This window comes from Acinetobacter sp. YH12099, from assembly GCF_013419195.1.
GTDB lineage: Bacteria > Pseudomonadota > Gammaproteobacteria > Pseudomonadales > Moraxellaceae > Acinetobacter > Acinetobacter towneri.
In genome coordinates, this window is record NZ_VPAP01000001.1 from 95688 (window position 1) to 115965 (window position 20278).

Below are 20278 nucleotides of genomic sequence, written 5' to 3' on the forward strand. Positions count from 1 at the left end.
GACTTTTTCCTTATACCGCAATCGCGTCAATCAAACCTTGTTCTTGCAATTGACCTTGCATCGCCAAGGCCAATACCGCCATACGTACCGCAATACCGTTGGTTACTTGATTTAAAATCACCGATTGAGGCCCATCGGCAATGCTTGAATCAATTTCGACACCACGGTTCATTGGACCAGGATGCATCACAATACAGTTTGGTTTTGCAAGCGCCAAACGCTCTTTGTTTAAACCGTACATTTTGTAGAATTCGGCTTGTGAGGCAAGTGCTGGCGAATCAATACGTTCATTTTGAATACGCAGGGTGATAATCACGTCGCAATCTTTAATGCCTTCTTCCATTTTGTTAAATAAACGCACGCCTGCGCCATATTCATCAAAACCGTAGGGCAACAAGGTGTTCGGTGCAATCACGCGAATGTCTTTACAGCCCAGTGTTTGCAAGGCAGCCACATCGGAACGCGCCACGCGTGAATGTTTGATATCACCAATAATCGCAACACTTAATTCTTCATAAGGTCGTTGGGTTTCACGGCGAATGGTCAGCATATCCAACATCGCTTGCGTTGGATGTGCATGACGGCCATCACCCGCATTAATAATGGCAACCTTTGGGCAAACCGTTTTAGCAATAAAATGTGCTGCACCTGAAGATGAATGACGCACCACAAAAATGTCAGCAGCCATCGCCTCTAAGTTCCACAAAGTGTCACGCAAAGTTTCACCTTTAGAGGTACTTGAACGGGCAATATCAATATTGAGTACATTGGCAGAAAGACGCTTGGCTGCGGCTTCAAATGTGGTGCGGGTACGAGTAGAGTTTTCGAAGAACAAATTCATCACCGTGCGCCCTTCGAGCAAATTATTGGTGATCAGTTGGTTTTGTTCATTGAAAAAGGACTGTGCTGTGTCCAGAATTTGGGTGAGGGTTTCTTTGGAAAGACCTTCGATGGTTAAAAAGTGTTTTAAATGCCCATCTTTATTCAATTGAATCTGGCTCGGAGTATGCAATGCCGCCAAATGCATGAGAGATTCCTTATACGTTAAGTTAACGCATTATACAGAAATTGATTTGGCAAAGCAGTGTAACTTGGCATGATTTAGTCAAAAGAAACTTATGATTTTAAAAATTAAGTCATGCAGACTCATCTACACTTTCTTTCATGCTTAATACTCTACAAAGCGATGTGAAAGGATGGCATTTATATTTAACTGCTCTGCTAGCCAATCATCTTGATATGAGCTTGATGAACATCTGGTGGGTCAATCTTCGCCTACAACTGCCTACGCAACCTTCAGGCTATGTAGGCATAGTCTGTACAATTCACCGTTTAACGCAGTGCCCCTATATAATGATGGGACACCTGCGCCCGATAAATTTCTTCAGCTGTAGGTTCAGTCAAGTCATCTATATTTTCTATATTTTCTACTGCATCTAATTGCTGCGCTTCAGTCTGTGGCGACGTTATTTCTGCATCAGCATCCATTAAGTTAGCCAATATACTGTTTAAGCGCAGCGTATAACGGCACAATTCCTCATCGTGTGTAGCGAGCGCCAATTGCAGCACAGCACGTGCATAGTCTGAATTTTCAACCAGATACATGACATCAATCACACGTCCACTGACCCGTCTTAATCGCGTATAAATTAAAGTGGCAACTGAAAAAATCTCGTTATTTGCTGTTAAAGCCTGTGCCGTGTTTAAAGTAGCCGTGGTCATTTAAATATTCCCCTTATCGCTTCATTGTTGTTTTGCAATGTTTGATGCTCATCTGCAAAATGTTCACCATCACAACAATGTATGAGCAAAATACATACCAATCATGTGAATATTCAGGTTTTTATTTTTCCGCAATACAATCACTCAAAATTTTTTAGAGATGTCATTACATCCTCATTGCCTTTTTAGAAAAAAACAGTAAAAAATGCCCTGAAGCTCTTCAAACCTAGACCTTTAAAATTCTGCACGATTCACGCTAAATCACTAAGTTTTCTAGCACAAAATACGGTAAAATAGCCGATTGCTGAATTGCTTTTGGAAATTTTCATGAATTCGAAACCCCGTCTTTCTACATATTGGGTCACCTGTGCAGATGGACTTGAAACCTTATTGCAAGAAGAAATGCAAGGTTTAGGTATTCAAAATATCGAACGTTTACCGGGTCGTTTAATTTTCAAAGGCACACTCGAAAATGCCTATCGTGTCTGCATGTGGTCACGTTTAGCCTCACGTGTCCTTACACCAATTCACACACACGAAATTGAATTTAGTCACGACGCGCGTGATGTAGCCGAAGAGCTTTATGAAGGTGCGCTGAGCTTTGACTGGTCACTGATTTTTGCGCCACAAAGTACTTTTGCAGTGCGTTTGCATATAGAGCGTGACATTAAAGTGAACAGCCAATTTGCGACCTTGCGCGTTAAAGATGGTGTGGTCGATTCATTTATGGATGCAGTGGGCAAACGTCCAAGCATTGACATCAAACAGCCTGAAATTACCTTATACGTGTTGGCAGGTAAAAAAGAACATACATACTGCCTAGATTTATCTGGCGATTCACTGCATAAACGCGGCTATCGTCGTTTTATGACCGATGCCCCAATTAAAGAAAACCTTGCCGCAGCGATTCTGCAAAAAGGTCAATTACAACAAATTCAACCCGACATTATTTTAGACCCAATGTGTGGTTCGGGTACGTTTATTATTGAAGCATTGATGATGCTGACTGACCGTGCACCGGGTTTGGTACGTCGTTTCGGTTTTAACGGTTGGCAAGGTCACGACCATGAATTATGGATGAGCATTAAAGCAGAAGCGGCTGAACGCCATCAAACTGCATTACAACAACCATTGCCAAAATTTTATGCTTTCGATGCCGACTGGGAAGCAGTCAAAGCCACCAAGCAAAATATTATTGCAGCAGGTTTTGAAAGTCTGCTCGATCAGATTCAAATTGAAGAACGTACTTTGGCTGACTGGCCCGACTTTCAAGCCGAAGGTAAAAAGGCCTTTATTGTAACCAACCCACCTTATGGTGAGCGTTTGGGCGATAAAGCCTCGAACCGTGCCTTATATTTGGGTCTGTCTGCCCTCTTGCAAAAGCATTTCCCAAATCAAAAAGCAGCCGTCATTGCAGCCCAAGTTGAACAAGCCGATGTGTTGGCTTTCAATGACCCGCAAATTTTACGTTTGATGAACGGTAAACTGCCAATTTATGTCCGTTTTGGTACGATCAAACCTGCAACATTCGCACGCCCATTCTTAGTAGATTGGCAACCGCAACAGTTTGAACCCATTGAAGGCGCAGAAGATTTCACCAACCGTTTGCAAAAAAACATGCAGAGCCTGAAAAAATGGGCGGTGAAAGAAAATGTGCATTGCCTGCGTTTATACGATGCAGACTTACCTGACTTTAATGTCGCAGTCGATTTATACGGCGACCGTTTGCACGTGCAGGAATATGCGCCGCCGAAAAAAATTGATCCTGAAAAAGCCAAAAAGCGTTTTAACCTTGCCTTACAAGCCATTCGTGCCGTGACAGGTTTAGGGCGTGATGCGGTATTTATTAAAACCCGTGCCCGTCAGGAAGGTAAAAACCAGTACACCAAACAAAGTACCGCCTCGAAGCGTTTTATTGTGCAGGAAGGTCAGGCTAAAATTTTGGTCAACCTCACCGACTACCTAGATACAGGCTTGTTCCTTGACCATCGTCAAATGCGTTTACGTATTGCCAAAGAAGCACGTGGCAAGCACTTCCTGAATTTATACAGTTATACCTCAACTGCAAGTTTACATGCCGCGCTTGGCGGTGCAGCAAGTACCACCAGCGTCGATTTATCCAATACTTATTTGAATTGGTCTAAAGAAAACTTTGTATTGAATGGTTTAACGGTAGACCATGCCGATGAACAACATCAATTCTTTGCCAGTGATTGTTTTGAATGGCTCAAAGAAGGTCATGAACAATATGATCTGATCTTTATTGACCCACCAACTTTCTCAAACTCTAAAAAGTTCTACGGAACATTTGACGTACAACGCGACCACGTTTCTTTAATTAAGCGTGCCATGAACCGCTTAACCACAGGCGGAACGCTGTACTTCTCCAACAACTACCGTGGTTTTGAAATGGATGAAGAAATTGAAGCCATGTTTGATGTGCAAGAAATTAGCCATGAAACTATTGGGCTAGATTTCAAACGCAATACCAAAATCCACCGTGCTTGGAAAATTCAGCACCCGCCTGTTTAAATAAACGATATGGCAATACAACAAAGCCTGTTCATTTGAACAGGCTTTGTTGTATCGTAGATCAGTATCTAGATTATTGACCAGTTAAAAACTTCTTTTCACCATATTGATAATGCATCGACAGTTTAAATTCATCACCATCACGTTGAATTTGCTGATTGCTTTGCATCGCACTGAGCATCTGTTCTAATTCTTGATCAGACATGCTTTTACCCGCAGCATTCATATAATTATTCATAATAGTTTTGACTACTTGTTTGTTAAAACTCACATCGGTTTGCACTTCTAGCAAACTTGGGAACATTTTCGCTAAGCCTTCTACAGTGGTTTGATGCCCTGGCATCACTTTACCAACCAAATCTGCCCGAATACTGCCTGTGCCTAATTTCAACTGATTCTTCTTGGATTCGAACTGAAAGCCCTCATTAATCACAGCCAACAAGGCTTGTTGTACATCTTTCTCAAAGTTTTCCGCTTCTAGGCATGAGTTGTTTTGTTTTTGCACAATATCAAGAAACGTCTGCATTTTACTGCGCTGCAAGTTTTTAACATCCCAATTCACTTGCAGGTCTTGCATGGCAGGCACATTATTTAAACCTAACTCGGCAATTTTAAATTTCGATTGAATATCTACCGTGCGCTCATGCAGTTGAGTATCCATACGCCAACTGAAGTCTTTCATTTTGCCTGAACCCACTGCTTTTGGGTCTTGACGCTGCATTTCTGCAATACTGAATTGGAAATAGCCCGGCTCTAAAGACTGCACATTCAAAGCCTGATTGGTTTTAAACTGCATGCCTTTTACTTGAAGATGTCCAAATTGATCCAGCACCGTCAATTGAGGCACATCAAAACTCATATTTACAATTTTCTGCTGCCCCTGACTTTGTTTCGCCTGAAACTCAATCTGCATAGGAGAAAATTTAGCTTCAAGTCCTGCTTCTTTTTTCTCTATAGCAGGTATGCTCAATTTCGTGGTCGATACACCCAACCAATTCACTTGCGTTGTCACATTTAGAGGCTGCTGAAAGAACTCGGAAAATTGTCCCTGCCCTTGTTCCAGATTCATTTTAGAATCAATTTGGTAACCTTTCCATGTCCGCTGAATTTGATCTTGTCCGTGAAACACCAGTTTTTCTTTAGCATTACATGAGTCTGCAATAATGGTCATTTTCCATTTGGCAGTACCTGTTAAAGTCCCCATGTCGTAGTCCGTATATTGGACGCTCACATTGGGTACAGGATTTAAATTTTGTTGATAATGCTCACGCAGGCTCTTATCTGCATATAAATTTCCTGCAGTGACAGCTCCTGCCAACACTGCAACCCCCATTCCACCCCATACTATTTTTGACATAGATTCTGCTCAGAATTTATCTATTCTTATTGAACAATAAATTATAATTAATCTTCTTTAAAAAAGATAATTGTTTTGCAAATAAATCACTTAAATACAATATTCATCACAAAATATTAAAAATAGCTGTCATTTTTTACCAAAAATTTTACTTATGTGACCTAAATTGTCAGTCATAAAAAACCCAGCCGAAGCTGGGTTTCTTAAAAGTTGCTTACACATAGCCAATTAGCTGAGTTTCATTTTTTCAAACAGCAAATGACCATTTTCAGCTTTAATTAAAATCGTATCACCTGCAACAAAGTCACCTGCGAGGATTTTTTGCGCCAATGTGTTTTCCACTTGTTGCTGAATTGCACGTTTCAATGGACGCGCACCGTAGACTGGGTCAAAACCTGCTTCAATCAATTGATCAAATGCAGTATCGTCTATCGACAAGCTCAAGTCACGTTCGCTTAAACGCGCACGTAAACGATCCAATTGAATATCGGCAATGCCACGAATTTGTGCTTTTTCCAGTGAATGGAACACCACCAACTCATCAATACGGTTAATAAACTCAGGGCGGAAATGTTGTGAAACTGCAGCCATGACCACGGTACGCACTTCTTCACGTGTTGGATTGTCACCCAATTCACGTACTTCGTGTGAACCCAAGTTAGAAGTCATCACAATTACAGTGTTCTTAAAGTCCACCACGCGACCTTGCGAGTCGGTTAGGCGTCCATCATCCAACACTTGCAATAAGATGTTAAATACGTCCGGATGGGCTTTTTCCACCTCATCAAACAACACCACACTGTACGGTTTACGACGCACTGCTTCGGTTAACACACCACCTTCTTCATAACCAACATAGCCCGGAGGTGCACCGACTAAACGGCTAACCGAGTGTTTTTCCATAAATTCAGACATATCAATCCGAATCATGGCATCATCACTGTCAAACAAGAAGTTTGCTAATGCTTTGGTCAATTCTGTTTTACCTACCCCTGTTGGGCCAAGGAACAGGAACGAACCACTTGGGCGGTTAGGATCAGACAAACCTGCGCGTGAGCGACGTACCGCATTCGACACCGCCACCACAGCTTCATCTTGCCCCACCACACGGTTATGCAAGAAATCTTCCATGTGTAGCAGTTTTTCACGCTCACCCTGCAGCATTTTCGATACAGGAATACCCGTTGCAGCACTGACGACTTCAGCAATTTCATTGTCCGTCACTTTGTTACGCAATAATTTCGGCTCTTCTTTCTCTTCAACCAACTCATCTTGCGCCAGTTGTTTTTCCAACTCAGGAATCACACCGTATTGTAAACGTGACATTTCCGCCAAGTCATTTTCACGCTGCGCTTTTTGCAATGCCATACGTGCCTGATCAAGCTGAGTCTGAATTTGCTTAGTGCCTTCAACCAAGGTTTTTTCCGCTTTCCAAACTTCTTCCAAATCATTGTATTCATTTTGAACTTCAATAATTTGTTTTTCCAGATGTGCAACTTCAGCACGGCTGCCTGCATCTTCATCTTTCTTCACGGCTTCAAGTTGCAGTTTTAATTGAATTAAACGGCGCTCTAATTTATCTAAGGCTTCAGGCTTAGAATCTAGCTCCATTTTAATCCGTGACGCTGCCTCATCCACCAAATCAATTGCCTTGTCGGGAAGTTGACGGTCAGTGATATAACGGTGCGACATTTTAGCGGCGGCAATAATCGCCGAATCTAAAATTTTAACCCCGTGGTGCACTTCGTAGCGTTCTTTCAGACCTCGTAAAATTGCAATGGTGTCTTCTACACTTGGCTCATCGACTAATACTTTTTGGAAACGACGCTCTAAAGCCGCATCTTTTTCAATATATTGACGATACTCATCTAAAGTAGTGGCGCCGACGCAGCGCAATTCGCCACGCGCCAATGCAGGTTTCAACATATTGCCTGCATCCATGGCACCATCGCCTTTACCTGCACCCACAAGTGTGTGTAATTCATCAATAAATAAGATGACTTCACCTTCTTGTTTCGCCAAGTCTTTTAAGACCGCTTTTAGGCGTTCTTCAAACTCACCGCGATATTTCGCACCTGCCAACAATGAGCCCAAATCTAAAGATAAAACACGTTTACCTTTTAAACTTTCAGGCACTTCACCATTCACAATACGCTGAGCCAAACCTTCAACAATCGCAGTTTTACCCACACCAGGTTCACCAATGAGTACTGGGTTGTTTTTGGTACGGCGTGACAACACCTGAACGGTACGGCGAATTTCATCATCACGACCAATTACAGGGTCTAGCTTGCCCGCCAACGCACGTTCGGTTAAATCGATGGTATATTTATTGAGTGAGTCACGTTGATCTTCGTGATTATTGCTCATGACTTTTTCATCCCCTCTAATTTTGTCAATCACGCTACGCAAACTATCTGAGGTCACGCCCACACTGTTCAGTAGTGTTTTGGTCGCGCCCACTTCGGTCAAACCCAGCATCAACCAATCGGTTGACAAGAACTCATCACCTGCTTTTTGGGCAAAACTGTCAGCCAAATTCAAGGCTTTAACCGCATCTGGACTTAAGTTGATATCGCCTGTTGGATTGGCCAAAGTCGGTGCATCAGCAATCGCTTGCTGTAATTTGCTTTGCAAATCACGTAGGTTTGCGCCTGCTTGTTGTAATAAACTGACATTGGAAGCTTCTTCGAGCAAAGTCGCCAATAAGTGAATGCCTTCAATGGCAGTATGATCTTTCCCTATCGCGAGAGATTGGGCATCGGATAAAGCTTGCTGTAGGCGGTTGGTAAACTTTTCAAAACGCATTCTTGTTATTCCTCACAACAAATTGTGTACTTGATGGATATATGGGAACGCAGGCGTAAATTTCAATTAAATTTTTATATATTTTTCAAAATCTTAATTAAAATTAACGGTTAGATTTCAATTATAATATTGGACTGATTAAAGTAAATTTCAAGTTTAATCTGGTAATTTTTTTATAGTGAGTTGAATTATTGACATACACTTGTATATCAACAAATTAAAGGCTTCTGATTATTATTCATGCAAATAGAAATATTTAGTTACAATGATTGGCAAATATACCAACCATTGTATGACCTATCAGTCAACGCTTAATCTTGTTCAATAATTTCAAAATCATGGCTAATTTCAACACCACCATCAGATAGCATTTTACTGGCAGAACAGTATTTTTCTGCTGAAAGTTCAACCGCCTTCGCGACCTGCTTTTCCTTAACAGCCTTGCCTTTGACCACAAAATGCAAATGAATTTTGGTGAACACGGCAGGGATGCTATCGGCACGTTCTGCTGTTAACTGACATTCAACATGCGTCACTTCTTGGCGTGATTTTTTTAAAATAGTCACAATATCGAATGAAGCACAACCACCAAGTCCCATTAAGATTAACTCCATAGGACGTGGACCACGGTTTTCACCACCATATTCTGCGGATCCATCCATCACTACAGAATGACCACTTTCTGATTTGGCTTCAAAAGCAACGTTCTCTAACCACTGAACACTTGTTTGCATTGCAACTACCTAAAAAAAACTATAAATTGACACGGGTATTTGTACACTAACATAACTTGAGTTGATAAGGAATTTCATCTCTACTGTGTGACAAGTTCAGACTAGGTCTTGTGCGATCTATTATTTATCCATTTTCGGAACCGTTAGCATGACTTCAAACTTTTCACAGCTGAGCACTGATGCATTGTCCCCTGGACAACTGCCTGACTCAGTCAAAGCATTATTAAAACGTGCATACATCAACCGTTATCCAAAACGGACAACTATTGTTGATGCGGGGACTGAATCTAAATCGTTATATTTGATTTTAAAAGGTTCAGTATCAATTATTCTTCGCGAAGATGATGATCGCGAAATTGTTGTGGCATATTTGAATCCAGGCGACTTTTTTGGGGAAATGGGTCTGTTTGAATCGAATCCACAACGTACTGCAGAAGTTCGTACTCGTGATGTCTGTGAAATTGCAGAAATTACTTATGAAAACTTCCACGAACTCAGCAAACAATATCCTGACTTAAGCTATGCCGTTTTTGCACAGCTGGTACGTCGTTTAAAAAATACTACACGTAAGGTAACTGACCTTGCCTTTATAGATGTGTCTGGTCGTATTGCACGTTGCTTGATTGATCTTTCTGCGCAACCAGAAGCCATGATTTTGCCAAACGGTCGTCAAATTCGTATTACACGCCAAGAAATTGGTCGTATTGTCGGCTGTTCACGTGAAATGGTCGGGCGTGTTCTAAAAACACTTGAAGAACAAGGCATGATTGAAACTGATGGTAAAGCCATTCTGATTTTTGATGCTTCTTTGGAGCAAAATGAATCCACTGATGGCAACTTTGATGACGAGTAAACCATCTATATGCTCATTAAAAAAGCAAATCTTCGGATTTGCTTTTTTATTGCCTGTATATAACTTATAGCCATTTTCAACTATAAAAATATAATTCTTACGACCATTACAAAGCATCAGCAATTTTAACTGCCACAAGCGGCTCAAAATGGTTTAGCCTCTTAGGACATGACTTCATAAAGACAATGTTAAGCGAGATGCTAAGATGCAATTTAGACCTTTGGCAAAAACAGGCATTCTAGTTCCAGAAATCTGTTTAGGCACCATGACATTTGGTGAACAAAATACCCAGCAAGAAGCCTTTCAACAACTCGATTATGCGCTAGAACGAGGCTTATATTTTTGGGATACCGCAGAAATGTATCCCGTACCACCAAAAGTAGAAACTCAAGGTGCAACTGAAACTATTATTGGCAATTGGTTACAACAACGTGGCGGACGTGACAAATTGTTTTTAGCCTCTAAAATTGCAGGCCCTTCGCAAGGCGGCAGTCATATTCGAGATGGCAAAACCCGCTTTAACGCAGAGGATATTCATTCTGCACTGGATGGCAATTTAAAACGCCTGCAAACCGACTATATCGACTTATACCAACTGCACTGGCCACAACGCCCAACCAACTTTTTTGGCAAACTTGGTTATGGCAACCAAGAAGCACAAAATACGCAAGAAATAACCGATCTTGCTGAAACCTTAACCGCATTGCAACAAGAAATTCAAAAAGGACGGATTCGCTATATTGGGCTGTCGAATGAAACCCCGTGGGGCACCATGAAGTTTTTACACTTGGCAGAACAGTTAGGATTAAGCAAATTTGTTAGCGTACAAAATCCGTATAACCTGCTGAATCGTACTTATGAAATTGGTATGTCTGAAATTGCCCATTATGAAGGTGTTGGACTACTCGCCTACTCACCTTTGGCTTTTGGTTATTTAACTGGTAAATTCCGTCATGGCGCACGCCCTGCCAATGCACGTGTCACGCTATATTCACGTTTTAGCCGTTACAGTAATCCACAAAGCGAATGGGCAACCGAGCAATACGCCCAACTTGCAGAACAACACGGCTTGAGTTTGACGCAACTGGCGCTGGCATTTATCAAGCAGCAATTTTTTGTGACAAGTACCATTATTGGCGCGACGAATATGGCGCAACTCAAAGAAAATATTGATGCCTTTGACATCACCTTATCAGATGAAATTTTACAAGGCATTGAAGCCATTCATCGTCAACAACCCAATCCAGCGCCCTAATTTTATTTTAAGCACTGCTTTAAAATGAAATTAAAAATATGAACTCAGCAATAATTCATCATTTTTATGCTGTTTAAAGTCAAAAAGTCTTCATAAAAAAAGATGCGCATAAAACCATGCGCATCTTTTTTGTGTTTTATCTTAACCAGTTGAACTGGCTGAGGTCATCTTAACGACGACTTTGGTTATATAGCGCTTGTGCTGCTGGCAAGTTTTTACGCATTGCTTCAATACGCTGACTGTTCGATGGGTGAGTCGATAAGAAGGACGCACCGCCGCCACCTTCAAGCTTGTTCATTTTTTCCCAAAGGGTAATTGCAGCTTGTGGGTTATAACCTGCACGCGCCATCAGCATTAAACCACCCTGATCGGCACGACTTTCCAAATTACGTGAATATGGCAAGCCAATCCCAATTTGGGTACCCAATTGCGCTGCTGCTGCACCCAATTGACCAACGTTATTGCCTGCCGCACTTAAACCTACGTTCAAGGCAATATTGGTTAAAGCCTGTGCACCAATTTTACTTTTCGCGTGTTCTTCTAAAGCATGCACCATTTCATGCCCCATAATTGCGGCAATTTCAGCATCAGTTAAATTCAGTTTATTCACAATACCAGTGTAGAACACCACTTTACCACCAGGTGCGACAAAAGCATTGACTTGATCAGACTTAAGTACCGCCAATTGCCACTGGAAAGGCTGACCTGTTTGGTTCATTTGATTGGCATGTGGGATCAAACGCTGAAACACAGTATTGATACGTTTATACGTGGTGGAGCTTGTGTCTAACTGATTTTTATTGCGTGCGTCTTGCACCATTTCATTATAGCTTTTGGTAGCAGTTGCATTTAAGGTCGCAGTATCTGCACCCGCCATGTCTGCAACAGTCGTACACCCTGAAACTGTGATTGCGCCTGCGGCACATAAACTTAACATCAGTTTTTTGTTCATTATAATAATCTCCGCCTTGCGAGCTATCTTCATACCAATCAATTATATGAAATCAATTCAAGGCTTTAAATCTATAATCACTTCATAAACATATCATTTATGTAAACAACGCCTAAGCTGTGTACAGATTGTATGTCTGAGCGATCAATCACTACCCTAGTAAAGAAATTGATAACACAACCAAAATACTAAACAGAAAACATTTAAACCCAAGTAAATTTTAGACACTACTTCTACTTTTTCTTCCATTTCTGGATTTTTGCGTTTGTAGAGTAGGTAAGCATTTTGAATCAGAATCAGTGGCACCAAAATACAGGCAAAAATAACGCTTAAACCAATAAATGCCTGATACATAATATTCGGATCATGCTTTTGCGATAAAATCAGCATCATGGCAATGGTCGGTGCGCCGCCCATCGCAAACAATAAAGAATAAAAAATCGTACTGGTAATATTTTTATGCATCCTGCATAACCTTAATTAAATTTAATTTTCTAAAGCCATTGTAACAAGCCACCCTGCTCTGTACAGCGCCAGTCATCTGCAACTTTAGTCTTGAAAAAACAACTCACTCAGCATCATCTATAATGTTTCCAAAAATGAGTCGCTATTGAAACTGAAACAACAGCAATAAAAAGCCCCATCATTTAGACAGGGCTGAATACATCATCAGAGCTTAAATGCTATGCTAAAGCACAACGACTTAAGCATCAAATGGATGACGTAATACGATAGTTTCTGCGCGGTCTGGACCTGTAGAAATAATGTCGATTGGGCATTCAATTAACTGCTCAAGACGTTTGATGTAGTTCACTGCATTTTCAGGCAATTGTTCTACACTGGTCGCGCCCACAGTTGATTCAGACCAACCTGGCATTGTTTCATAAATTGGCTTTAAGTTTTCGTATGCAAGCGCATCAGAAGAACCTACACAACCTGAATCGGTATTTTCATAACCTACGCAGATTTTGATTTCTTCTAAACCGTCCAATACGTCTAACTTGGTCAAGCAGATACCAGACAGTGAGTTTACATCGACTGAACGACGTAAAATTTCGGCATCAAACCAACCACAACGACGTTGACGACCTGTAGAAGCACCGAACTCGTGACCCACAGTACCTAAGTGTTTACCAATCGCATCACCTACGTCATTTGCTGCGTCATACACCAACTCAGTTGGGAATGGGCCTGCACCTACACGTGTGGTATAAGCTTTGGTAATCCCTAAAACGTAGTCTAAATGTAATGGACCTAAGCCTGAACCAGAGCTTACACCGCCCGCAGTTGTATTCGATGAAGTCACATACGGATAAGTACCGTGGTCAACATCAAGTAATGAACCTTGCGCACCTTCAAACATAATGTTGTCACCGTTTTTACGGTAATTATGAATTTCAGTCGTTACATCAACCACTAATGGTGCAATCACTTCACGCCATTGGTCACATAGCGCTAAAACTTCATCTAACTGAACTGCTTCAACACCGTAGTATTGTGTCAATTGGAAGTTGTGATAGTCCAATAATTCAGTCAATTGAGCGCGTAGTGCTTCACCGCCACGAACCAAGTCAGCAACACGAATCGCACGACGTGCAACCTTGTCTTCATAAGCTGGGCCAATACCACGACCTGTTGTACCAATTTTGGCATTACCACGTTTTTTCTCACGTGCTTGGTCAAGTGCAATGTGGTTCGGCAAAATAAGCGGACAGTTTGGTGAAATACGTAAACGCTCTTTCACTGGCACGCCTTCTTGTTCCAAAATACCCATTTCTTTAATGAGTGCTTCAGGAGAAAGTACTACACCATTACCAATTAAGCACAGTACGTTTTCACGTAAAATACCTGATGGAATGAGGTGTAATACAGTTTTCTTACCACCAACCACGAGAGTATGGCCTGCGTTGTGTCCGCCTTGATAACGAACGACTGCCGCCGCCTGATCTGTGAGCAGGTCGACGATCTTACCTTTACCTTCGTCGCCCCATTGGGTACCAAGTACCACAACATTCTTGCCCATAATAGCCTCATTACATCATGCTGTTAAAATTGAAAACCAAGACCTGTAACATGAAACATGCCTTGGCGATTAAATTTTTTCGACTGTCCACTCACCATTTGCAAGAACCAATTGGTGCGTTGCGTATGGAACCGAGTTTAAATCATCATTACCCAACAATTGAATTACACTAAAGCCTTGCGCACGTGTGTTTTGAATAGCAGCAATTAAATCAGGTTGTGAGCCTTTAGGCGCAACAACAACAGACGATGATTCAAAACGACCTGCACTTAATACAAACAAGTCACAAGAGAAACCTGTTGCAGGGCGCGCACGTCCGAAATGCTGACCAATGCCATCATAACGACCGCCTTGTGCCAATGGTGCAGCACGATTTGGCGCATACACTGCATACATTAAACCTGTGTGATAGTGATAAGAACGCAGCTCAACCACATCAATACCAATATGCAAGTTTGGCCAACGTGCCTGAATTTCAGCTTGTGTTGCTTTCACGGCTTCAAACGCTTGCTTAAATTCGGTATTTTCCAACACATCAGCACTTAAATGAGCCTGCAAAGCGGTTAAATCACTGGCATAGCGACCTAAAGCATAAAAATCTGAACCGAAATTTAAATCTTGGGTAAATTCTGCCAATTCAGGCAATGCTTTACGCTGATATAAATCTGACAATTGACGTTCAGTGGCTTTGCTTAATTCTGCTTGTTTAACCAAGCTACGGAACAAGCCGACATGACCCAAGTCTAAATGCACACCTTCTGCCAAACCTGCTTCTTTTAGCAAGCTGAGCATCAGATCAACCATTTCTACATCGGCATCAATGCTGTCTGAACCAAATAACTCTGCACCCAATTGCAATGGTGCACGTGTGGTATTAAAACCTTGTGGTTTGGTATGTAAAACCGTACCTGCATAGCAGTAACGTGCAATGCCATCTACAGGATGTACATGCGCATCAATACGTGCCACTTGTGGTGTCATATCGGCACGAACACCCAGCAAACGACCTGAAAGTTGGTCGATCACTTTAAATGTGGCAAGGTCTAAATCTTGATTCGATTCTGAAAGAGAAGATAGAGATTCAATGTATTCTATGAATGGCGTGTACACCAACTGATAACCTCGAGATGCGAGGAAATCCAGTGACTTACGACGCAAGCTTTCAATCACTTGCGCTTGTTCTGGTAATACATCAGCTACACCATCAGGTAATAACCATGTCTCTGAAATGGGCATGTTGTAAACCTAAATTCTTGTTTGCGCGGAACGAATCCGCATAAAAAAATCGGGAGCACACCCGATTTCTCCTAGTTTAGCATGATACTTTTGCTCATGCACCTGACTTTTTCTGAAATATGCGGTAAAAAAATATGAATACACCACATCTTTCAAAGCCATCATTTAAAAGTCCTGATTTGATTTCACCGCCTTTGCCAATAAACTGACCAACTCAGCATTTTGCATTTCAAGCTGTGCGGTTTTTTGCACGGTTTTATCTAGCGCATCTTGCTGAACTTGCATCTTTTTAGCCAAATCTTGCATAATCTCCAACGTCTTTTTTAGATGCTCTTCTAAATGTAATACTTTTTGCTCGACTTGCTGTTGATGCTGCACGTCGCTGCTGCTGTCTGCCTGATTTTTAAATTGCAACCAAATCAGAAAAATGACAGCAAGTGCCAGCAAAAAAATAAATCCCCACAATAAAATAATCATCATGCCACTACTCTATTCAAATTTTCTATGCAAACTTTGTTATATCAATCAGTGAATTAACCGTGAATACGAAGTGTAAAATCTGTCATCACTATTACACGCTTTTCACACTTTGTATATGTCTTAAAAAGTAGCCGCTTACACCGCCCGCTGACTAAAAGATTCACACAAATCTAGTAAACGGTTGGCATAACCCCACTCGTTGTCATACCACGCAAAAACTTTGGCTTGATGACCCACGACCATGGTTTGACTTAAATCGACAATTAAAGAATAAGGTGAATGGTTAAAGTCGCTCGATACCAAAGGCTCATCGGTCACTTGCATAATTTCGGCATAATCATGCGCTGCCGAAGCACACAACACCTGATTCAATTTGTGCACCGTAATTGGTGACTGAGAAATAAAAGTTAAATCAATAGCTGCAACATTAATGGTCGGTACACGAATCGAGTAACCATCAATCCGATCTGCCATTTTTGGCATGACTTGTTTTAATGCACCCAAGGCAGATGAAGTTGTAGGAATAATATTTTGCCCTGATGCACGCGCACGACGTAAATCACGGTGTGCTTGATCCAATACAGTTTGATCGGCTGTGACTGCATGAATTTCAGTCATTAATGCGGTATCAATTCCGAAAGCATCATCAATGATTTTAACTAATGGTACTAAAGCCTGCGTGGTACAAGATACGCTGGAAATAATTTGGTCGGTACTTTTGACTTCATGATGATTCACACCATAAACAATCGCAGCATCTACAGTATCGAATGGTGCAGCACCAATAATTACACGTTTGGCGCCCGCAGTAATATGCTGCGTTGCCGCCTCGCGGGAACGGAACAACCCTGTACATTCCAATACCACATCAACATTTAAGGCTTGCCACGGTAATTGCGCAGGTTGAGCCTGATTCAACACCTGAACTTTTAATTGCGCCAAACCTGCAGAAATATTCAAAAAAATCTGTTCATTTTCGAGGCTAATTTCCACCTGTCCTTTAAAACGACCATGGGTACTGTCATATTTAAATAAATGAACCAAGGTTTCTACATCGGCAATGTCATTTATGGCGACGATTTCAAAATGAAAGTCTTTGGGATTTTCAAACCAAGCCCGCAGCACATTGCGCCCGATTCTACCAAAGCCATTGATTGCCACTCGTTGCATGACCGATCCTTTCATAATGAAATCAAAATTTAAGCACAGACTATGTTAATAGATTTTGAGGCCTTACTGAAAAAAATCAGATCAATTCTGCGAATTTTCACGCAATTTGTTGTTTAATTCGGCAAATCAAAAATATCAGCTTTGACTTTCTAGCTTACATTTACGTTTTCTTAAATTTTGTATTCTACTTTATGGCAGTTCGGCATACTCCGTGACCTACAGTAAACGCTTATTTTGAATGTAAATGTTCATCATCTTCTATTGCAAAGATTTATTCTGCGTAATCGCAACCAAGTTTGCGTCAGAATTGTCATCTATTCACACTAAAATGATTGGTGATAGTGGCTTTTTCCGTTATAATTTGGCGTTTTTAAAATTTTAAGCCTGCATGACAGCAAAAGAATTATTTTTGTCAGACTGTCTTGCGTTTAGCCCAATCGGAAATTATGGAGTGACTTGGTTGTGAGTACTCGTTTTATGACATCAGCTGAAATTCGTGAAGCATTTTTGCGTTACTTTGAATCGCAAGGGCATACACGTGTCGCATCGAGTTCTCTAGTACCCGCCAATGACCCAACCCTGTTATTTACCAATGCAGGTATGAACCAGTTTAAAGACTGTTTCCTTGGGTTAGAAAAACGTGATTATGTACGTGCTGTATCGTCACAAAAATGTGTGCGTGCAGGCGGTAAACATAACGATTTAGACAATGTGGGTTATACCGCACGTCACCATACTTTCTTTGAAATGTTAGGTAACTTCTCGTTTGGTGATTATTTCAAACGTGATGCAATTAAATTTGCTTGGGAATTTTTAACCAGTGAACAATGGTTAGCGCTACCAAAAGACCGTTTATATGCCACGGTTTACCACACCGATGATGAAGCATTTGACATCTGGAACAAAGAAATTGGTTTAGATGCTTCTCGTATTATCCGTATTGGCGATAACAAAGGCGGCCAATATGCTTCAGACAACTTCTGGGCAATGGGTGATACAGGTCCTTGCGGTCCGTGTTCTGAAATTTTCTATGATCATGGCGATCATATCTGGGGTGGCTTACCAGGCACACTAGAAGAAGATGGCGACCGTTTCATTGAAATCTGGAACAACGTATTCATGCAGTTTAACCGTACTGCAGATGGCGTATTGCACCCACTTCCAGCACCGTCTGTAGATACAGGCATGGGCTTGGAGCGTATTTCTGCAGTATTGCAACATGTGAATTCAAACTACGAAATTGACCTGTTCCAGCACTTACTCAAAAATGCAGCACAGATTATTGGTTTAGACACGACTGCTCTTGAAGTAACTGCACAGCAAACTGGCAAGCCTGTAGACTACCCTGCTTCACTCAAAGTAGTTGCTGACCACGCTCGTTCTTGCTGCTTCCTAATTGCCGATGGCGTGAATCCATCGAATGAAGGTCGTGGTTATGTATTGCGTCGTATTATTCGTCGTGCAGTACGTCACGGCAACAAGCTTGGCGCAACAGGTTCATTCTTCCACAAAATGCTTCAGCCTTTAATTGAGGTGATGGGTCAGGCCTATCCTGAACTTGCAGCACAACAAGCGCGTATTGAAGCGCAACTTCTAAAAGAAGAAGAACAATTTGCCAAAACGCTTGAGCAAGGTTTGAAATTGCTTGAGGGTGAATTGGCACAGCTTAAAGGCTCAGTCATTCCTGGTGAAGTAGTATTTAAACTATATGACACTTATGGCTTCCCAACAGATTTAACAGCAGACATTGCACGTGAGCGCGACTTGACCATTGACGAAGCAGGCTTTGAAGTTGAAATGGCAGCGCAACGTCAACGTGCACGCGATGCAGGTAAATTTGCAGTTGACTACAACTCAATTGTAAAAGTTGAAGGTGAAACTCAATTTGATGGCTATGACTCAACAACTGGTCAGGGTCAAATTGTGGCTATTTATAAAGATGGCGAACAAGTCGATGAAGTGGTTGAAGGCGATGAAGCTTTAATCGTACTTAACCAAACCCCATTCTATGCAGAAAGCGGTGGTCAAATTGGCGATACAGGTCTATTCAAAAACGAAACAGGTATTTTTGAAGTTCAAGACACCAAAAAATCTGGCGGTGCCTTTGTTCATCAAGGTATTGTCACCATGGGCAGTTTAAAAGCTGCGCAAGCGGTGGAAGCGATTGTAAAAGCAGACATCCGCGAAGCTACTGCACGCAACCACTCTGCAACACACTTATTGCACGCTGCCCTACGTCAAGTTTTAGGTGCACACGTACAGCAAAAAGGTTCGTTGGTTGCTTCTGATATTTTACGTTTTGACTTTGCCAATGACCAACCTGTGTCATTTGAACAATTGCAAGAAATTGAGCGTTTGGTAAATGCAGAAGTCATTGCCAATACCGCAGTTTCTACTGAATTACTGGATATTGAAGCAGCCAAAGCCAAAGGCGCAATGATGCTATTTGGTGAAAAGTATGGCGATGAAGTTCGCGTACTTTCTATGGGTTCAATCATTGAAGATAAAAACTTCTCCATTGAACTTTGTGGCGGTATTCACGTGAAACGTACAGGTGATATTGGTCTGTTCAAAATCATCTCTGAAGGTGGTGTTGCAGCTGGTGTACGTCGTATTGAAGCAATTACAGGCAGCAAAGCCGTTGAAGCCGTTCAAAAAACTGAACGCGATATCAACAGCATCAATGCTTTGTTGAAAGCACAAAAAGACCAAACTTTAGAAAAAGTGAATACATTGGTCGATACAGCATCTAGCCTTCAAAAGCAGATTGAACAGCTCAATCAAAAATTAGCGCACTTCCAAGCAGCTGAACTTTTAAGTCAAGTACAAGAACTTGCTGGACGTACCACGCTCATTACCACTGTACAAAATATGGATGCAAAATCACTGCGTAATTTGCACGACGGTGTAAAATCCAAACTCGACCAAGCAGTGATTGTACTTGCAGGTGTAGAAGGCGATAAAGTCAGCTTAATCGCTTCTGTTGCACCAGACTTTACTGCTACGATTAAAGCAGGAGACATCATCAAACACTTGGCTACAGAACTAGGTGGTAAAGGTGGTGGTAAACCTGATTTGGCACAAGGTGGCGCGCCACTTAACGAGAACTTTGCAACGGTGATGGCAGGTTTAACTGCTTGGCTTGCGGCAAAATAA

15 protein-coding genes are annotated in these 20278 nt (G+C 41.6%); 4 read left to right on the forward strand and 11 right to left on the reverse strand.

Annotation, left to right across the window (positions count from 1 at the left end):
- Positions 1 to 10: 10 nt before the first annotated feature.
- Positions 11 to 1027: an aspartate carbamoyltransferase catalytic subunit gene (locus tag FTU39_RS00505; protein WP_004971550.1), complete on the reverse strand. Its 1017-nt coding sequence runs from the start codon at positions 1025 to 1027 to the stop codon at positions 11 to 13.
- Between the two features lie 305 nt (positions 1028 to 1332).
- Positions 1333 to 1722, reverse strand: a complete 390-nt coding sequence (locus FTU39_RS00510) for a hypothetical protein (protein WP_180051587.1) — start codon at positions 1720 to 1722, stop codon at positions 1333 to 1335.
- A 327-nt stretch (positions 1723 to 2049) separates the two neighbouring features.
- Between FTU39_RS00510 and rlmKL the strand changes: the two genes are divergently transcribed.
- Positions 2050 to 4254, forward strand: coding sequence for a bifunctional 23S rRNA (guanine(2069)-N(7))-methyltransferase RlmK/23S rRNA (guanine(2445)-N(2))-methyltransferase RlmL (rlmKL, locus tag FTU39_RS00515; RefSeq protein ID WP_180051588.1), 2205 nt, complete (start codon positions 2050 to 2052; stop codon positions 4252 to 4254).
- Positions 4255 to 4327: 73 nt separating this feature from the next.
- Here rlmKL and FTU39_RS00520 read toward each other — a convergent pair whose 3' ends face one another.
- The 3 genes from FTU39_RS00520 to FTU39_RS00530 all read right to left on the reverse strand — a co-directional run bounded on the left by FTU39_RS00520 (position 4328) and on the right by FTU39_RS00530 (position 9153).
- Positions 4328 to 5611, reverse strand: coding sequence for a DUF945 family protein (locus FTU39_RS00520; RefSeq protein ID WP_180051589.1), 1284 nt, complete (start codon positions 5609 to 5611; stop codon positions 4328 to 4330).
- Positions 5612 to 5839: 228 nt separating this feature from the next.
- Complete coding sequence (gene clpB / locus FTU39_RS00525) at positions 5840 to 8419, reverse strand: ATP-dependent chaperone ClpB (RefSeq protein ID WP_004971561.1); 2580 nt, start codon at positions 8417 to 8419, stop codon at positions 5840 to 5842.
- 311 nt (positions 8420 to 8730) lie between these two features.
- Positions 8731 to 9153 carry an OsmC family protein gene (locus tag FTU39_RS00530; RefSeq protein ID WP_070156041.1) on the reverse strand — a complete coding sequence of 141 codons (423 nt, stop codon included), beginning with the start codon at positions 9151 to 9153 and terminating at the stop codon, positions 8731 to 8733.
- A 148-nt stretch (positions 9154 to 9301) separates the two neighbouring features.
- On the opposite strand from FTU39_RS00530, the gene crp reads away from it, so the two are divergent.
- Both crp and FTU39_RS00540 read left to right on the forward strand, forming a co-directional pair.
- A complete protein-coding gene (gene crp / locus FTU39_RS00535) occupies positions 9302 to 10006 on the forward strand; it encodes a cAMP-activated global transcriptional regulator CRP (RefSeq protein ID WP_004971566.1) in 705 nt (234 codons plus the stop codon).
- A 205-nt stretch (positions 10007 to 10211) separates the two neighbouring features.
- Entirely contained in the window at positions 10212 to 11261 is a 1050-nt protein-coding gene (locus FTU39_RS00540; protein ID WP_180051590.1) for an NADP(H)-dependent aldo-keto reductase, read from the forward strand.
- 169 nt (positions 11262 to 11430) lie between these two features.
- Here the strand turns inward: FTU39_RS00540 and FTU39_RS00545 are convergent, their stop codons facing one another.
- The 6 genes from FTU39_RS00545 to FTU39_RS00570 form a co-directional block, all read right to left on the reverse strand.
- Positions 11431 to 12213: a M48 family metallopeptidase gene (locus FTU39_RS00545; protein WP_004971571.1), complete on the reverse strand. Its 783-nt coding sequence runs from the start codon at positions 12211 to 12213 to the stop codon at positions 11431 to 11433.
- 156 nt (positions 12214 to 12369) lie between these two features.
- Positions 12370 to 12678 (reverse strand): hypothetical protein, encoded by a 309-nt coding sequence (locus FTU39_RS00550; protein WP_004971573.1) that lies wholly within the window; start codon positions 12676 to 12678, stop codon positions 12370 to 12372.
- Between the two features lie 238 nt (positions 12679 to 12916).
- Entirely contained in the window at positions 12917 to 14236 is a 1320-nt protein-coding gene (locus tag FTU39_RS00555) for an adenylosuccinate synthase (RefSeq protein ID WP_004971574.1), read from the reverse strand.
- 69 nt (positions 14237 to 14305) lie between these two features.
- A complete protein-coding gene (locus tag FTU39_RS00560) occupies positions 14306 to 15472 on the reverse strand; it encodes an ATP phosphoribosyltransferase regulatory subunit (protein ID WP_096901061.1) in 1167 nt (388 codons plus the stop codon).
- Between the two features lie 165 nt (positions 15473 to 15637).
- Positions 15638 to 15952: a hypothetical protein gene (locus tag FTU39_RS00565; protein WP_004971580.1), complete on the reverse strand. Its 315-nt coding sequence runs from the start codon at positions 15950 to 15952 to the stop codon at positions 15638 to 15640.
- A gap of 135 nt (positions 15953 to 16087) precedes the next feature.
- Positions 16088 to 17122, reverse strand: coding sequence for a type I glyceraldehyde-3-phosphate dehydrogenase (locus FTU39_RS00570; protein ID WP_096901062.1), 1035 nt, complete (start codon positions 17120 to 17122; stop codon positions 16088 to 16090).
- A 462-nt stretch (positions 17123 to 17584) separates the two neighbouring features.
- On the opposite strand from FTU39_RS00570, the gene alaS reads away from it, so the two are divergent.
- The gene (gene alaS, locus FTU39_RS00575; RefSeq protein WP_180051591.1) at positions 17585 to 20278 is read left to right on the forward strand and encodes an alanine--tRNA ligase; all 2694 of its coding nucleotides are present in this window, start codon (positions 17585 to 17587) and stop codon (positions 20276 to 20278) included.

Coding starts and splice junctions, on each gene's coding strand:
- FTU39_RS00505 (WP_004971550.1), bottom strand. CDS start 1,027: ATGCATTTGGCGGCATTGCATACTCCGAGCCAGATTCAATTGAATAAA.
- FTU39_RS00510 (WP_180051587.1), bottom strand. CDS start 1,722: ATGACCACGGCTACTTTAAACACGGCACAGGCTTTAACAGCAAATAAC.
- rlmKL (WP_180051588.1), top strand. CDS start 2,050: ATGAATTCGAAACCCCGTCTTTCTACATATTGGGTCACCTGTGCAGAT.
- FTU39_RS00520 (WP_180051589.1), bottom strand. CDS start 5,611: ATGTCAAAAATAGTATGGGGTGGAATGGGGGTTGCAGTGTTGGCAGGA.
- clpB (WP_004971561.1), bottom strand. CDS start 8,419: ATGCGTTTTGAAAAGTTTACCAACCGCCTACAGCAAGCTTTATCCGAT.
- FTU39_RS00530 (WP_070156041.1), bottom strand. CDS start 9,153: ATGCAAACAAGTGTTCAGTGGTTAGAGAACGTTGCTTTTGAAGCCAAA.
- crp (WP_004971566.1), top strand. CDS start 9,302: ATGACTTCAAACTTTTCACAGCTGAGCACTGATGCATTGTCCCCTGGA.
- FTU39_RS00540 (WP_180051590.1), top strand. CDS start 10,212: ATGCAATTTAGACCTTTGGCAAAAACAGGCATTCTAGTTCCAGAAATC.
- FTU39_RS00545 (WP_004971571.1), bottom strand. CDS start 12,213: ATGAACAAAAAACTGATGTTAAGTTTATGTGCCGCAGGCGCAATCACA.
- FTU39_RS00550 (WP_004971573.1), bottom strand. CDS start 12,678: ATGCATAAAAATATTACCAGTACGATTTTTTATTCTTTATTGTTTGCG.
- FTU39_RS00555 (WP_004971574.1), bottom strand. CDS start 14,236: ATGGGCAAGAATGTTGTGGTACTTGGTACCCAATGGGGCGACGAAGGT.
- FTU39_RS00560 (WP_096901061.1), bottom strand. CDS start 15,472: ATGCCCATTTCAGAGACATGGTTATTACCTGATGGTGTAGCTGATGTA.
- FTU39_RS00565 (WP_004971580.1), bottom strand. CDS start 15,952: ATGATGATTATTTTATTGTGGGGATTTATTTTTTTGCTGGCACTTGCT.
- FTU39_RS00570 (WP_096901062.1), bottom strand. CDS start 17,122: ATGCAACGAGTGGCAATCAATGGCTTTGGTAGAATCGGGCGCAATGTG.